Raw genomic sequence first — 13,992 nt, 5'->3', positions numbered from 1 at the left:
GGAAGTTCGGTCGTCACTCATGCTGTTGCGCCCTGCCCGGATGTCTCCTCGCGCACGTCTTCGGACGCCGCGAGCCGCGGACACCGGGCGGGGCCGCGTCTCTTCCTGGCCAGCCAGGAGGAAATCAGTGAGAACCACCAGCAGGATCACCGCGACGGCGCTCGCCACCGCGCTCGGCATGACCGCGCTTGCCGCGTGCGGCACCTCGGGCGGCGACGCGGACGCCAAGACCGTCACGCTCGTCAGCCATGACTCGTTCCCCAAGCCGCTGCTCAAGGCCTTCGAGAAGGAGAGCGGCTACAAGGTCACGCTCCTCAAGGGCGGCGACGCCGGCAAGGCCGTCAACCAGGCGATCCTCTCCAAGGACAACCCCCAGGGCGATGTGTTCTTCGGCATCGACAACACCCTGCTCTCCCGCGGCCTGAACGCGGACCTCTTCACCCCGTACCAGGCCAAGGGGCTGGACAGCGTCCCGGCCGCGCTGCAGCTCGACAAGGGCAGGCACCGCGTCACCCCGCTCGACTACGGCGACATCTGCGTCAACTACGACCGGGCCTACTTCGACCAGCACAAGATCGCGCCGCCGAAGACCCTCGACGATCTGATCAAGCCCCGGTACAAGGGGCTGCTCGTCACGGAGAACGCCGCGACCTCCTCCCCGGGTCTCGCCTTCCAGCTCGCCACCATCGCCACATACGGCGATGGGGGCACCTCCCGCTCGAGCGAAGCCGAGAGCGGGGGAGGCTGGCAGGACTACTGGAAGAAGCTCAAGGCCAACGGCGTCGAGGTCGTCGACGGCTGGGAGCAGGCCTACAACGAGCGCTTCTCGGGCTCCGGGGCGGGCAAGGGCAAGGGCGACAAGCCGCTGGTGGTCTCCTACGCCTCCAGCCCGCCCGTCGAGGTGCTCGGCAAGAAGCCGGCGCCCAAGCAGGCACCGACCGGTGTCGCGACCGGCACCTGCTTCCGCCAGATCGAGTTCGGCGGCCTCCTCAAGGGCGCCAAGAACGAGAAGGGCGGCAAGGCGCTGCTGGACTTCCTGCTGAGCAAGAAGTTCCAGGAGGACGTACCGCTGCAGATGTTCGTCAACCCGGCGCGCAAGGACGCCGAGCTGCCGGCGCTGTTCACCACGTACGGCGCGAAGATCGACAAGCCGGCGACGCTGGCCCCGAAGGACATCGCCGAGAACCGCGAACAGTGGATCAAGCAGTGGTCCTCGCTCGTCCTGAAGTAGCCGGCGCCCGCAGCAGACGGCCCGCGCGGGGAACGGCGGTGCGGCTCGGCCTGATGGCGGTGCCGCTCGCCTTCTTCGCGCTGTTCTTCGCCTACCCGGTCGTGGCGATCGTCGGGCGCGGACTCAAGGACGGCGGGCAGTGGCAACTGAGCCGGTTCGGCGCCGTGCTGAGCGACCCGGATGTCGTGCACGTGCTGTGGTTCACCCTCTGGCAGGCGGCCGCCTCGACCGGGCTGACGCTGCTGATCGCGCTGCCCGGCGCCTATGTCTTCGCGCGCTTCGACTTCCCCGGCAAACAACTGCTGCGGGCGGTGGTGGCGGTGCCGTTCGTGCTGCCGACCGTCGTCGTCGGCTCGGCCTTCCTGGCGCTGGTCGGGCGCGGCGGGCTGCTGGACGACCTGTGGGGGCTGCGCCTGGACACCTCGGTCTGGGCGATTCTGCTGGCGCACGTCTTCTTCAACTACGCCGTGGTCGTACGGACCGTCGGCGGACTGTGGGGGCAGCTCGACCCGCGCCAGGAAGAGGCGGCGCGGGTGCTGGGAGCCGGACGGTTCGCGGCCTGGCGGCGGGTGACGCTGCCCGCGCTGGGGCCGGCCGTCGCGGCCGCCGCCCTGATGGTCTTCCTCTTCACCTTCACCTCCTTCGGGGTGGTGCAGATTCTCGGCGGCCCCACCTTCTCGACGCTGGAAGTGGAGATCTACCGGCAGACCGCGGACTTCCTGGACCTGCCGACGGCCGCCGTCCTCACCATGATCCAGTTCGCGGCGGTGCTCGGCGTGCTGGCGCTGCACGCCTGGACCGTGCGCCGCAGGGAGTCCGCCCTCCGGCTCGTCGCCGCCTCGCAGACCGCGCACCGGCCGCGCGGCCGCGGCCAGTGGGCGCTGCTGTGGGCGACGCTCCTGATCATCGCCGTCCTGCTGATCACCCCGCTGGTCGTGCTCGTGGAGCGGTCGTTCGCCGGGCCGGACGGCTACGGAGCGGTCTTCTACGAGTCGCTGCGCTCCGCCGGAGCCGGTGACGGCACCTTCGTCGTCGCCCCCCTGGAGGCACTGTGGAACTCCCTCGCCTACGGGGCCGCCGCCACCGCCATCGCGCTGGTGGTGGGCGGACTGGCGGCCGCCGCCCTGACCCTCCCCGGATTGGGCCGGGGCCCGTCCGGGCGGATCCCCATGGCCGCCAGGTTCGTCCGCGGATTCGACGCACTGCTGATGCTGCCCCTAGGCGTCTCCGCGGTCACCGTCGGCTTCGGATTCCTGATCACCCTCGACGAACCACCGCTGGACCTGCGCGCCTCGTGGTGGCTGGTCCCGCTCGCCCAGGCACTGGTGGGAGTCCCGTTCGTGGTCCGCACCATGCTGCCCGTCCTGCGGGCCGTCGACGGGCGGCTGCGGGAGGCGGCGGCCGTGCTCGGCGCCTCGCCGTGGCGGGTGTGGCGCGAGGTCGATCTGCCGATGGTGCGGCGGGCACTGCTGATCGCCGCGGGCTTCGCCTTCGCCGTCTCGCTCGGTGAGTTCGGCGCGACGGTCTTCATCGCACGGCCCGACCAGCCGACGCTCCCGGTGGCCGTGGCCCGGCTGCTGGGGCGCGCGGGAGAGCTCAACTACGGGCAGGCGATGGCCCTGTCGACCATCTTGATGGTGGTGTGCGCCGGCGCCCTGCTGGTCCTGGAGCGCGCGCGAACCGACCACTCCGGGGAGTTCTAGATGACGGCACGCAACGAGAGCACGGCGCGCGAGCTGCTGCGGCTGGACGGGGTGACCGTCCGCTTCGGCACCTTTGGGCGCGCCGCACTGGACGCGGTGGACCTGGAGGTCGCCGCGCACGAGATCGTCTGCGTACTGGGGCCGAGCGGCAGCGGCAAGTCCACCCTGCTGCGGGTGGTCGCCGGCCTCCAACAGGCCGATGCGGGACAGGTGTTGCTGGAGGGGGGCGATCAGTCGGGAGTGCCCACACACCGCCGCGGGGTCGGGCTGATGTTCCAGGACCACCAGCTCTTCCCGCAGCGCGATGTCGCCGGCAACGTCTCCTTCGGACTGCGGATGCGGCGCGCCTCGCGCGCCGACCAGGACCGCACGGTCGCCGAACTGCTGGACCTCGTCGGGCTTCCGGGCGCCCAGCGGCGCGCCGTGGCCTCCCTCTCCGGAGGCGAACAGCAGCGGGTGGCCCTGGCCCGTGCGCTCGCCCCGCGCCCCCGGCTGCTGATGCTGGACGAGCCGCTCGGCCAGCTCGACCGCGGGCTGCGCGAACGGCTCGTCGTCGAACTGCGCCGCCTCTTCCGCGACCTGGGCACGACGGTGCTGGCCGTCACCCACGACCAGCAGGAGGCCTTCGCGCTCGCAGACCGGGTCGTGGTGATGCAGGACGGCCGGATCGCGCAGACCGGCACGCCGCTGGAGGTCTGGCGGCGGCCGGCCACGGAGTTCGTCGCCCGCTTCCTCGGCTTCGACAACGTGGTCGAGGCGACGGTGCGGGGCGAGGCCGCCGGCACGCCCTGGGGCAAGGTACCGGTCCCGCAGGGCACCCGGAACGGGCCGTGCCGGCTGCTCGTACGCCCCGCCGGGGTGCGGCTGACCCCCGCCGCCGAGGGCCTGCCCGCCACCGTCGCGGCCCGGACGTTCCGCGGCACCCATGTCACCCTGCTGCTCCAGCCGTCCGGCGGACCTCAGCTGGAGGCGGCCTGCGCGCTGCGGGACGCACCCGCGGTGGGTGAGCGGGTGGGCATCGCCTTCGCCGCACAGGACGTCGTGGTGCTGGACGCGCCCCGGCCCGGCGCGCAGCCGGGCCTGGACACGCCCTGACCCGGCGCGCCGCCGGGCGTCAGCGCTCCGGCGCGGCCGTCACAGGGCGCCCGGCCCGCTCCTCGTGCGCGCTCCCGCCCGCCGGCGCCGCGCCGCCTGCGGCCTGGGCCGGCACCTCCGCACCCGTAGGGGCGACCGCCGCTGGTACGCCTTCCCCCTCCGGCTCGCCGAACCAGGCGACCGCCACGGCGCCCGCCACGGCGACCACGAAGCCCAGGACGGCGACCCAGGCGAAGCCCGGACGGGAGGAGTCGCCCAGCCACAGCACCCCGAGGATGCCGGGGACCACGGTCTCGCCCACCACCAGCGCCGCCGTGGCGCCGTTCACCGAACCGATCTGCAGGGCGACGGTGTGCAGATACATCCCGCCGATGCCCGCCACGAGGATCGCGTACAGGGCCGGGTCGCCGAGCAGCGAGGGCAGATGGAACGGATCCACGCCGTTCAGCACCCGTACACCGACGCCGAGCGAGCCGAAGCCCAGGCCGGAGAGCAGACCGGCGAGGATCGCGGCCCGCGCGCCCAGCAGGCGCACGATCAGGGTGCCGCCGCCGATCAGTACCAGGGACGCGACCAGCAGCCACCAGTGGGTCGCGATCGGCGTATGACCGCTGCCCTCCGGGCCCGCGGCCGTGGCGAGCAGCACCAGCGCCGAACAGACCACGGCGATCGAGCCCCACTCGGCCCGGCTGAGCCGGATGCCGAGGAGCTTGATGCTCAGTACGGCGGTGATCACCAGGTTGGCGCTGATCACGGTCTGGGACAGGAACAGCGGCAGCAGCCGGGCCGCCAGCGCGCCGAGCCCGAAGCCGATGAAGTCCAGCACCGTGCCCACCATGAATTCCCAGGTCACGGCGGCTTTCGCGGTGGACGAGAGACTGGGGCCGCCGTGCTGGGTGACGCCGCTGGCGGAGGACTCGGCCGCCTCCCGGCGGGCGGACTTGCGCGACCCCACCGCCTGTAGGACGGAACCCGTGCCGTAGCAGGCCGACGCCGCTACGGCCGTCAGAAGGCCGATGATCACCAGGAGCTCCGTTCACGCGCACTTGGCATTACCTGTTCATTACCTGGCCTGGCAGACGCTCATTTCGGGACGGGAGTTGCCTCAGCCGGGCAAACACATCGCGCGGCCGGCCGGCGGCGAGCGGCGGCCGAGTGGGCGACGGCGCCGGGAGCGGGACCCGGCCGGGTCAGGAAGCCGCCCCCGCCCCGAGGCGGGCGAGCACCCCGGGAACCTCGTCGACCGAGTCGACCAGGGCGATCCGGGCCGCCATCGGGCGATCGGCCGCCAGCGCCTGGAGCAGCGGCCAGGTGGGCAGGTGCTCGGTCCAGTGCGCACGGTCGACCAGCACCATCGGGGTCGGCTCGCCCCGCGACTGGTAGTAGTTCGGGGCCGCGTTGTCGAAGATCTCCTGTACGGTCCCGGCCGCGCCCGGCAGGAAGACGACGCCGGCGTTGCAGCGCGCCAGCAGGCCGTCCTCGCGGACCGCGTTGACGAAGTACTTGGCGACATGGGTGGCGAAGGCGTTGGGCGGCTCGTGCCCGTAGAACCAGGTGGGTATGCCGACCGAGGCGCCGCCGCCGGGATGGCCCCGGCGCACGTCGAAGGCGGCCCGGGCCCAGTCGGTGACCGAAGGGGCGAAGTGCGGTGCCTTGGCGAGGAGTTCCAGCGCCGCGTCGAGCATGTCGTCCTCGAAGGGCGCGGCGTACGCCCCGAGGTTCGCCGCCTCCATCGCACCGGGGCCGCCGCCCGTGGCCACGGTCAGGCCGTCGCGGGCGAGCCGGCGGCCGAGCCGGGCCGCGCCCGCATAGGCGGCACAGCCGCGCTCCAGGGCGTGCCCGCCCATGACACCCACCACCCGGGCGCCGGCCAGGTGCTCGTCCAGGGCGTCGGAGACGGCGTCGTCGTGGATGCTGCGCAGCATCGAGGCGAAGATGTCGCCGTCCGACTTGGTCTCCTGGTACCAGTGGTACGTGCGGGCGTCCGGGGTGGAGTCGTAGCCGGCGTCTACCAGCCCGACGAAGAGCTCGTCCGGCCCGTAGAGGGCGCCGCGGTACGGATCGAACGGCAGGCCGGGTATGGGCGGGAAGACCAGTGCGCCTCCGGCGCGCACCTTCGTGGCGGCGTCCGGTTCCATCACGCAGCCGAGGAACACCGACTCCGTGGTGTCCGTGCCGAGCAGCGCGAACGTACGGTCCGTCAGGTCGACGGACTGGATGCGGTATCCGGCGAGGCTGCCCGAGGCGGCGACCCGGTCGAACTCCTCGAGGGACTCGATTTCCCGGTCGTGGTCGTCGTGACGGCGGGGCGCTGGGAGCGGTGAATTCGGCTGCACGCCCGCCATGTTAGGACCGCAGGGACTCCACGAGGGGCCCGAGGTGCCCGTCCGAGGCGGCCGCGTCCAGCGCTTCGCGCAGCGCGCCGTCGTAGGTGGGGCGCGCCTTCCGCTGGACTTTCCGGCCTTCGTCGGTGATCACGCTGTAGACGCCGCGCCGGTCGTCGGGGCACAGGTCGCGGCGGGTCAGGCCGGAGGACTCCAGGCGGGAGGCCAGCCGGCTCACGGAGCTCTGGTTGAGGCCGATGAGGTCGGCGAGCTCCTGCATGCGCAGCTCGCCGTCGTCGGCCTCGGCCAGCCGCGTCAGCGCGCGGTACTCGGAGAGTCCGATGCGGTGGTGCTGCTGCAGGGCTCGTGCCAGTTCCTGCTCGACGCGCGTGTGCAGTGCTCCGAGCCGGTCCCAGTGCTCCGCGTCCATCGCCATGCGCTCGCTTCCGCCGCTTCCCGCCGCCGTTTTCCGAGGGGCCTTGACAGCAGCGTACATGCACCCGAAACTTATGTATGTGCATGCAAGGAATGTATGTGCATGGAACTGGAACAGGTCCAGGAAGAGCGAGGGGGAGAGATGACGGTGGTGACGGTGGCGCAGGCTTCCGAGGGCCTTGTCGAAGCGGCCGAGGCGGCGCGGGAGATCGAACGGATCGCGACCACACCGGACTGGTACGAGCCGTACAGGATCTCCCAGGCCGTCAAGGCGGGCGGACTGATCCATGTCTCGGGGCAGGCGGGAATCGACGAACAGGGACGGACCGTCTCGGACGACTTCCTGACCCAAGGGCGCCAGGCGTTCGCGAACGTCGAGCGGGTCCTGGCCGCGGCCGGCGCCTCGCTGGCCGATGTGGTGAAGGTGGGCATCTTCGTGACGGACATGGCCGCCGACCTCGACCATGTCATCACGCTGCGAGGGGAGTTCCTCTCCGAGCCCTACCCCGCGGACACCCTGCTGGAGGTGTCGTCACTGGCCCAGCCCGACTGGCGGATAGAGGTGGAGGTCACCGCGCTCGCCCGCTGAGCGGGGCGGGCCCGGCGGCCCGGGTCCCCGGCACCCGCTCACCCGTCGTCCGGCGCCGGCTCACGCCGCTCGCCCGATGAGGGCGTCGGTCAGCCGCATCAGGCGCTCCCGGGCCCCGACGTCGTAAGCCTGGTCGTGTGCCCGGGTGTCGGTGAACTGGTCGAAGTAACGGCCTGTGGTGGACGCCAGAGCGGGATCGGTGAGCAGCCGGAGGGTCGGCCGCACCCCCTCGTCGACGGTGGTCACCGGAGTGAGGCCGTACTCGCGCACCCCGTCGGTGTCCATCAGATGGGCCGGATGCAGGGTGTTGACCGTGACGCCGGTGCCCTCCAGCTCGGTGGCCAGGTGGAACGTCGCCATGATCAGCGCCAGCTTGCTCCGGCAGTAGGCCCGCAGGCCTTCGTAGTCCCGTTCCAGCATCACGTCGTCGAAGTCGATGGCCTCCTGCCCTATCGAGGCGACATTGACCACGCGGGACGGGGCGGAGGAGATGAGCAGGGGCAGCAGATCGCGGGTCAGGGCGTAGGGGGCGAGGTGATTCACGGCGAAGCGCAGCTCGTGGCCCTGCCGGCTCAGCTCACGCCGGAACGGATCGGCGCCGCCGCCCGCGACGGCGTTGTTGATCAGTCCGTCGAGCCGGGGTTCCGCCGCACGGATCCGGGCGGCCATCGCATGCACCTGGTCGAGGTCGGCCAGATCGGCGAGGTAGGTGCGGACGGTGGTGCCGGGGGCGGCGGCCCGTACCTCGGCCGCCACGGTGTCCAGACGGGTGCGGTCGCGGCCGTGCAGCAAAAGGGTGCCGCCCTGGGCGGCGAGGGCGAGTGCGAGGCCGCGGCCCAGGCCCTGGGTGGCCCCCGTGATCAAGGTGGTGCGCTGATTCATGGGAAGCAGCCTGGCAGTTGGGCGCAACGACACGGGAGAGTGTGCTGAACCTGGTGTCGCCACCACCAGGCGACGCGCCGCGAGCCCGAAGCTCCCCCGGACACGCCGTGGGCCCTCACCGCACCAGCGGCAGCGTCACCATCTCCGCCACGGTCCAGGTCAGGGGGGCGAGAACGATCACCAGGGCCAGCAGGCGCAGGGCCGCGGCACGGTAGAGGACGGAGGCGGAGGCGCCCAGACGACGCAGGGCGGCGGTGGTACGGGCACGGGCGGAGCGGGACTCGAAGGCGGCGGTGAGGGCGCTGGCGGTGACACAGGCGAGCACGACCGCCGCGCCGATGGCGGTGAGCGGGCCGAAAGGACGGGAGGGAGCGGACTCGTAGACCTTCACGGCGGCATAGACGGCGGAGGCCACCGCGCACAGCACGCCGAGCGGACGGCCCAGGCGGTGCGACTCCTCCTGGAGCACGCGTCCGGACAGCAGTCGCAACGCGCCGGGGCGGCCGGCGCACAGCAGACGGCCGCACAGATGCACCAGACCGGGTCCGGCCAGGACGAGACCGAAGGCGGACAGGGCCCAGCCGGCCAGTGCGCCCGGAGGGCTGCCGACCAACCGGCCGGGCAGGGGCAGCAGCCCGCCGTGACCTTGGGAGCCGGGGCTGGTGTAGGCCTCGATGGCCAGGCCCGCCGCGGCCAGGGCGATGCCCCACGGGAGCCCGGAGGGCGGGGCGGTCCGGTGGCGGGCCTCGAAGTCGGGGGTGCCGGTCTCGTCGCGGGGGCGCAGGACGACGGCGGTCGCGGCGGCGGCGGTCAGCGGTACGAGCGCCAGCAGCATCAGGGCGCCGGCGAGCGGCAGCGGGTGGCCCGAGCCGAGCAGGTCGGAGTCGATGCCCAAGGCCGAGGCCGCGCCCGGGCCGCCGAGGTCGCCACGCAGGCGCAGGAAGGCGAACAGCGCGAGGAGGACGCCGAGGAAGCAGGTCAGTGCGGTGGAGGCGGTGGCGAGGAGAGTCAGACGCAGGGGTCCCATCCCGGCGGCGGTCATCCCGCGCTGAAGGCGGGCGGCGGGATCCGTGCGGGCGGTGGAGACCGCGAACTGGGCGGTGGCGGCGAGCGGGGCCGCGCACCACAGGAGGCGCACCAGCGATTCGTCGGCGGTGGACGGGTGGCCGGCGGCGTAGCCGACGGTGGACAGCAGCAGAAAGCCGGTGCCGGCCGCCGCGGCAGCGACGAAGAGGCGTCGCAGCAGAACGAGGGGGTGCGAGCCGCGGGTCAGACGGAGAGCGAGCACGCTGCCCTGCTTTCCTCATCGGAGGAGCCGGTGGTGGCGGGAGCCTCGGCCGAGTGACGGCCGTCGAGGAGCGCGAGGGAGCGGTCGGCGAGCGTGGCGACACCGGGGTCGTGGGTCGCCAGGACCACGGTGATCTGGTGCGAACGGGCCGCGGTGGTCAGGGTGCGCAGCACCTGAGTGCCGTCGGCGTGGTGCAACGGGGCGGTGGGCTCGTCGGCGAAGAGCACCTGGGGGGTGGTGGCGAGCGCGCGGGCGATCGCGACGCGCTGGCGCTGGGACTGGTCGAGCTGCGCGGGGCGGCGGCGGGCGCACATGCCGACGTCGAGGCGGTCCAGCCATTCGAGGGCGGTGTGCTTGGCCGAGCGGCTGCCGCTGCCCCGCAGCAGCAAGGGGAGGGCGGCGTTCTCCCAGGCGGTGAGTTCGGGGACGAGGTGCGGTTCGGTGTCGATCCAGCCGAACCGGTCCAGGCGCAGCCGTTCGCGGCTGGGAGAGGAGAGGGTGTGCACCGGGGCGCTGTTGAACCACACCTCGCCCTCGGACGGGACGAGTTGACCGGAGAGGCACTTCAACAGGGTGGTCTTGCCGCTGCCGCGCGGGCCGGTGACGGCGAGGATCTCGCCCTCGCGGACGCCGAGGGAGACCCCTGCGAGGGCGTTGGTGCCGCCGTACGTGTGGTGCAGGCCGCGTGCCCAGAGAACGTCGTTGTCAGGCGGGGCCACCATCTGCGCACCTCTTGCTTGTTCGCGTCGACTCGTTCCCCCAACTGGGTGAACGACCATGGAGGGTATCGGTCACTAGCACGGTAAGGACTGGTGCCCCCCGGTATTCGTCGCTTGACAGCACAACGGCCCAGATTCACTCGTATGGCTTGAAGTGAGTGAATCTGGACCGCTGGGTGTTCAGTTGTGTATCAGCGCATCTGGAGGAGGCGCGTCGGTCAGAGCTTGGCCCAGGCCTCGGTGAGGACCGTGCGCAGGATCTGCTCGATCTCGTCGAAGACCGGCTGGTCGGCGATCAGCGGCGGGGCCAGCTGGATGACCGGGTCGCCACGGTCGTCGGCGCGGCAGTAGAGGCCGTTGTCGTACAGCGCCTTGGACAGGAAGCCGTACAGGACGCGCTCGGTCTCCTCCTCGTTGAAGGACTCCTTGGTGGCCTTGTCCTTGACGAGCTCGATGCCGTAGAAGAAGCCGTTGCCGCGGACGTCGCCGACGATCGGCAGGTCGTGCAGCTTCTGCAGCGTGCTCAGGAAGTTGCCCTCGTTGTCGAGGACGTGCTGGTTGAGGCCCTCACGCTCGAAGATGTCGAGGTTGGCGACACCGACGGCCGCGGAGACCGGGTGGCCGCCGAAGGTGTAGCCGTGCAGGAAGGTGTTGTCGCCCTTGTAGAACGGCTCGGCCAGGCGGTCGGAGACGATGCAGGCGCCGATCGGGGAGTAGCCCGAGGTCATGCCCTTGGCGCAGGTGATCATGTCCGGGATGTAGCCGAACTTGTCGCAGGCGAACGTCGTGCCCAGGCGGCCGAAGGCGCAGATGACCTCGTCGGAGACGAGCAGCACGTCGTACTGGTCACAGATCTCGCGGACCCGCTGGAAGTAGCCGGGCGGCGGCGGGAAGCAGCCACCGGCGTTCTGCACCGGCTCCAGGAAGACCGCGGCGACGGTCTCGGGGCCCTCGAAGAGGATCTGCTGCTCGATCTGGTCGGCGGCCCAGCGGCCGAAGGCCTCGGGGTCGTCGCCGTGGATCGGGGCGCGGTAGATGTTGGTGTTCGGCACCTTGTGCGCGCCGGGGACCAGCGGCTCGAAGGGGGCCTTCAGGCCGGGCAGGCCGGTGATGGACAGGGCGCCCTGCGGGGTGCCGTGGTAGGCCACCGCCCGCGATATCACCTTGTGCTTCATCGGCTTGCCGGTGAGCTTGAAGTACTGCTTGGCCAGCTTCCACGCGGTCTCGACGGCCTCGCCGCCGCCGGTGGTGAAGAAGACCTTGTTGAGGTCGCCGGGGGCCTCGTTGGCCAGGCGCTCGGCGAGCTCCACGGCCTTGGGGTGGGCGTAGGACCACACGGGGAAGAAGGCGAGCTCCTGCGCCTGCTTGTAGGCGGTCTCGGCGAGCTCGACCCGGCCGTGGCCGGCGTTGACCACAAAGAGGCCGGCGAGGCCGTCGATGTAGCGCTTGCCCTTGTCGTCGTAGATGTTGGTGCCCTCACCGCGGACGATGGTGGGCACGGGGGCATTCTCGTACGACGACATGCGGGTGAAGTGCATCCACAGGTGGTCGTAGGCCGTCTTGGAGAGGTCGCCGCTCATTGCTATCTCGTTCCCCAGGTGTAGGTCTGCTTCCGGAGCTTGAGGTACACGAAGCTCTCGGTGGATCGGACGCCGGGAAGCGTGCGGATCCGCTTGTTGATCATTTCCAGCAGGTGGTCGTCGTCCTCGCAGACGATCTCGATGATGAGATCGAAGGAGCCTGCCGTCATGACGACGTACTCGACTTCTTCCATGGTCGTCAGGGCGTCGGCCACGGGATCGAGGTCACCCTCGACGTTGATGCCGACCATTGCCTGCCGACGGAAACCGACCGTGAGGGGGTCGGTGACCGCGACGATCTGCATCACGCCTTGGTCGAGCAGTTTCTGTACGCGCTGGCGCACAGCCGCCTCGGACAGGCCGACGGCCTTGCCGATTGCGGCATACGGACGGCGCCCGTCCTCCTGGAGCTGCTCGATGATCGCCAGGGAGACGGAGTCGATCGACGGGGTGCCGTTTCTGTCACGAGTGGCCACGTCCTTCACTGTGCACGAGCCTCGTCGGTCTTGCAACCCCAAAGCGATGAAATTAGTCGTGTCGCGATCAGAATTTCACTGATTCCGTTGTTCCGGGGTGGCGGGTGTGTTGAAAGCGTGGGTTTCATGGCTAGGGTGGACCCAAACCACCGGACATCTGAACTGAAGGGGGCGCACAGTGACCACCGCACTGCGTCGTCTGCGCAACTACATCGACGGGGAGTTCCGGGACGCCGCCGACGGGCGGACCACGGAGGTGGTCAATCCCGCCACGGGTGAGGCGTACGCCACCGCACCGCTCTCGGCCGCCGCCGACGTGGACGCGGCGATGGCCGCCGCCGAGGCCGCCTTCCCCGCCTGGCGCGACCTGATCCCGGCCGAGCGCCAGAAGGTCCTGCTCAAGGTCGCCGACCGCTTCGAGGAGCGGGCGGAGGAGCTGATCGCCGCCGAGTCCGAGAACTGCGGCAAGCCGATCGCCCTCGTACGCTCCGAGGAGATCCCGCCGATGGTGGACCAGATCCGCTTCTTCGCGGGTGCCGCCCGGATGCTGGAGGGCCGCTCGGCCGGCGAGTACATGGACGGCTTCACCTCCATCATCCGCCGCGAGCCGGTCGGCGTCTGCGCCCAGGTCGCGCCGTGGAACTACCCGATGATGATGGCCGTCTGGAAGTTCGCCCCGGCGCTGGCCGCGGGCAACACCGTCGTCATCAAGCCGTCCGACACCACCCCCGCCTCGACGGTCCTGATCGCCGACATCATCGGCAGCGTGCTGGACGAGCTGGGCCACCCGCGGGGCGTGTTCAACGTCATCTGCGGTGACCGCGAGACCGGCCGCCTGATGGTCGAGCACGACGTCCCGGCGATGGCCTCCATCACCGGCTCCGTGCGCGCCGGTATGCAGGTCGCCGAGTCCGCCGCCAAGGACCTCAAGCGGGTCCACCTGGAGCTGGGCGGCAAGGCGCCGGTCGTCGTCTTCGAGGACACCGACATCGCCAAGGCCGTCGAGGACATCTCGGTGGCCGGCTACTTCAACGCCGGCCAGGACTGTACGGCCGCGACCCGCGTGCTCGTCCAGGAGTCCATCCACGACGAGTTCGTCGCGGCGCTGGCCAAGGCCGCGTCGGAGACCAAGACCGGCGCGGTCGACGACGAGGACGTGCTGTACGGCCCGCTGAACAACGCCAACCAGCTCAAGCAGGTCAAGGGCTTCATCGAGCGGCTGCCCGCGCACGCCAAGATCGAGGCGGGCGGCGAGCAGGTCGGCGAGAAGGGCTACTTCTTCGCCCCGACCGTCGTCTCGGGCCTCAAGCAGGACGACGAGATCGTCCAGCACGAGGTGTTCGGCCCGGTCATCACCGTCCAGTCCTTCAGCGACGAGAAGCAGGCCGTGGAGTGGGCCAACGGCGTCGAGTACGCGCTCGCGTCCTCGGTGTGGACCAAGGACCACGCCCGCGCCATGCGGATGTCCAAGAGCCTCGACTTCGGCTGTGTGTGGATCAACACCCACATCCCGCTGGTCGCCGAGATGCCGCACGGCGGATTCAAGAAGTCCGGCTACGGCAAGGACCTCTCGGCCTACGGCTTCGACGACTACACCCGCATCAAGCACGTGATGACCTCGCTGGACGGCTGAGCCGCAGCACCGACCGGTCGGCCGGCCGGCCCGAGTG

The 13,992-nt window shown here is 71.0% G+C and carries 13 protein-coding genes; 5 read left to right on the top strand and 8 right to left on the bottom strand.

What is annotated here, in order from left to right; all coding sequences use genetic code 11:
• Positions 1-127: 127 nt before the first annotated feature.
• Genes AC0680_RS09385 through AC0680_RS09375 form a run of 3 tightly spaced genes read left to right on the top strand, consistent with a single transcriptional unit; the run spans position 128 to position 4,029 of the window.
• Complete coding sequence (locus AC0680_RS09385; RefSeq protein WP_478626292.1) at positions 128-1,231, top strand: thiamine ABC transporter substrate-binding protein; 1,104 nt, start codon at positions 128-130, stop codon at positions 1,229-1,231.
• Positions 1,207-2,934 (top strand): ABC transporter permease, encoded by a 1,728-nt coding sequence (locus AC0680_RS09380; protein WP_478626689.1) that lies wholly within the window; start codon positions 1,207-1,209, stop codon positions 2,932-2,934. The genes AC0680_RS09385 and AC0680_RS09380 overlap by 25 nt, the downstream gene beginning before the upstream one ends.
• Positions 2,935-4,029 (top strand): ABC transporter ATP-binding protein, encoded by a 1,095-nt coding sequence (locus AC0680_RS09375; protein ID WP_478626291.1) that lies wholly within the window; start codon positions 2,935-2,937, stop codon positions 4,027-4,029.
• A gap of 19 nt (positions 4,030-4,048) precedes the next feature.
• On the opposite strand, the gene AC0680_RS09370 is transcribed toward AC0680_RS09375, so the two are convergent.
• The 3 genes from AC0680_RS09370 to AC0680_RS09360 form a co-directional block, all read right to left on the bottom strand.
• Positions 4,049-5,053, bottom strand: coding sequence for a DMT family protein (locus AC0680_RS09370; protein ID WP_478626289.1), 1,005 nt, complete (start codon positions 5,051-5,053; stop codon positions 4,049-4,051).
• Positions 5,054-5,219: 166 nt separating this feature from the next.
• Positions 5,220-6,374 (bottom strand): LOG family protein, encoded by a 1,155-nt coding sequence (locus tag AC0680_RS09365; protein ID WP_478626287.1) that lies wholly within the window; start codon positions 6,372-6,374, stop codon positions 5,220-5,222.
• Position 6,375: 1 nt separating this feature from the next.
• A complete protein-coding gene (locus AC0680_RS09360) occupies positions 6,376-6,783 on the bottom strand; it encodes a MarR family winged helix-turn-helix transcriptional regulator (RefSeq protein WP_478626686.1) in 408 nt (135 codons plus the stop codon).
• A gap of 108 nt (positions 6,784-6,891) precedes the next feature.
• Between AC0680_RS09360 and AC0680_RS09355 the strand changes: the two genes are divergently transcribed.
• Positions 6,892-7,377 carry a RidA family protein gene (locus tag AC0680_RS09355; protein ID WP_478626285.1) on the top strand — a complete coding sequence of 162 codons (486 nt, stop codon included), beginning with the start codon at positions 6,892-6,894 and terminating at the stop codon, positions 7,375-7,377.
• Positions 7,378-7,437: 60 nt separating this feature from the next.
• On the opposite strand, the gene AC0680_RS09350 is transcribed toward AC0680_RS09355, so the two are convergent.
• The 5 genes from AC0680_RS09350 to AC0680_RS09330 all read right to left on the bottom strand — a co-directional run bounded on the left by AC0680_RS09350 (position 7,438) and on the right by AC0680_RS09330 (position 12,322).
• A complete protein-coding gene (locus AC0680_RS09350; RefSeq protein WP_478626283.1) occupies positions 7,438-8,259 on the bottom strand; it encodes an SDR family NAD(P)-dependent oxidoreductase in 822 nt (273 codons plus the stop codon).
• A gap of 115 nt (positions 8,260-8,374) precedes the next feature.
• On the bottom strand, positions 8,375-9,547 hold the full coding sequence (locus AC0680_RS09345; protein ID WP_478626282.1) for a hypothetical protein: 1,173 nt from the start codon (positions 9,545-9,547) through the stop codon (positions 8,375-8,377).
• Positions 9,529-10,269 (bottom strand): ABC transporter ATP-binding protein, encoded by a 741-nt coding sequence (locus AC0680_RS09340; protein WP_478626280.1) that lies wholly within the window; start codon positions 10,267-10,269, stop codon positions 9,529-9,531. Before AC0680_RS09340 ends, AC0680_RS09345 begins: the two co-directional genes overlap by 19 nt.
• Before the next feature lie 215 nt (positions 10,270-10,484).
• Positions 10,485-11,846, bottom strand: a complete 1,362-nt coding sequence (locus AC0680_RS09335; RefSeq protein WP_478626278.1) for an aspartate aminotransferase family protein — start codon at positions 11,844-11,846, stop codon at positions 10,485-10,487.
• Between the two features lie 2 nt (positions 11,847-11,848).
• Positions 11,849-12,322, bottom strand: coding sequence for an Lrp/AsnC family transcriptional regulator (locus AC0680_RS09330; RefSeq protein WP_018087114.1), 474 nt, complete (start codon positions 12,320-12,322; stop codon positions 11,849-11,851).
• A 178-nt stretch (positions 12,323-12,500) separates the two neighbouring features.
• Between AC0680_RS09330 and AC0680_RS09325 the strand changes: the two genes are divergently transcribed.
• On the top strand, positions 12,501-13,955 hold the full coding sequence (locus AC0680_RS09325) for a gamma-aminobutyraldehyde dehydrogenase (RefSeq protein WP_478626277.1): 1,455 nt from the start codon (positions 12,501-12,503) through the stop codon (positions 13,953-13,955).
• Positions 13,956-13,992 lie beyond the last annotated feature (37 nt).

This window comes from Streptomyces sp. NPDC043738 (genome assembly GCF_056436545.1).
The sequence above is the reverse complement of the archived record's forward strand: the minus strand, read 5'-3'. Positions and strand labels throughout refer to the sequence as shown.

Coding starts and splice junctions, on each gene's coding strand:
- AC0680_RS09340 (WP_478626280.1), bottom strand. CDS start 10,269: ATGGTGGCCCCGCCTGACAACGACGTTCTCTGGGCACGCGGCCTGCAC.
- AC0680_RS09355 (WP_478626285.1), top strand. CDS start 6,892: ATGGAACTGGAACAGGTCCAGGAAGAGCGAGGGGGAGAGATGACGGTG.
- AC0680_RS09335 (WP_478626278.1), bottom strand. CDS start 11,846: ATGAGCGGCGACCTCTCCAAGACGGCCTACGACCACCTGTGGATGCAC.
- AC0680_RS09365 (WP_478626287.1), bottom strand. CDS start 6,374: ATGGCGGGCGTGCAGCCGAATTCACCGCTCCCAGCGCCCCGCCGTCAC.
- AC0680_RS09375 (WP_478626291.1), top strand. CDS start 2,935: ATGACGGCACGCAACGAGAGCACGGCGCGCGAGCTGCTGCGGCTGGAC.
- AC0680_RS09350 (WP_478626283.1), bottom strand. CDS start 8,259: ATGAATCAGCGCACCACCTTGATCACGGGGGCCACCCAGGGCCTGGGC.
- AC0680_RS09360 (WP_478626686.1), bottom strand. CDS start 6,783: ATGGACGCGGAGCACTGGGACCGGCTCGGAGCACTGCACACGCGCGTC.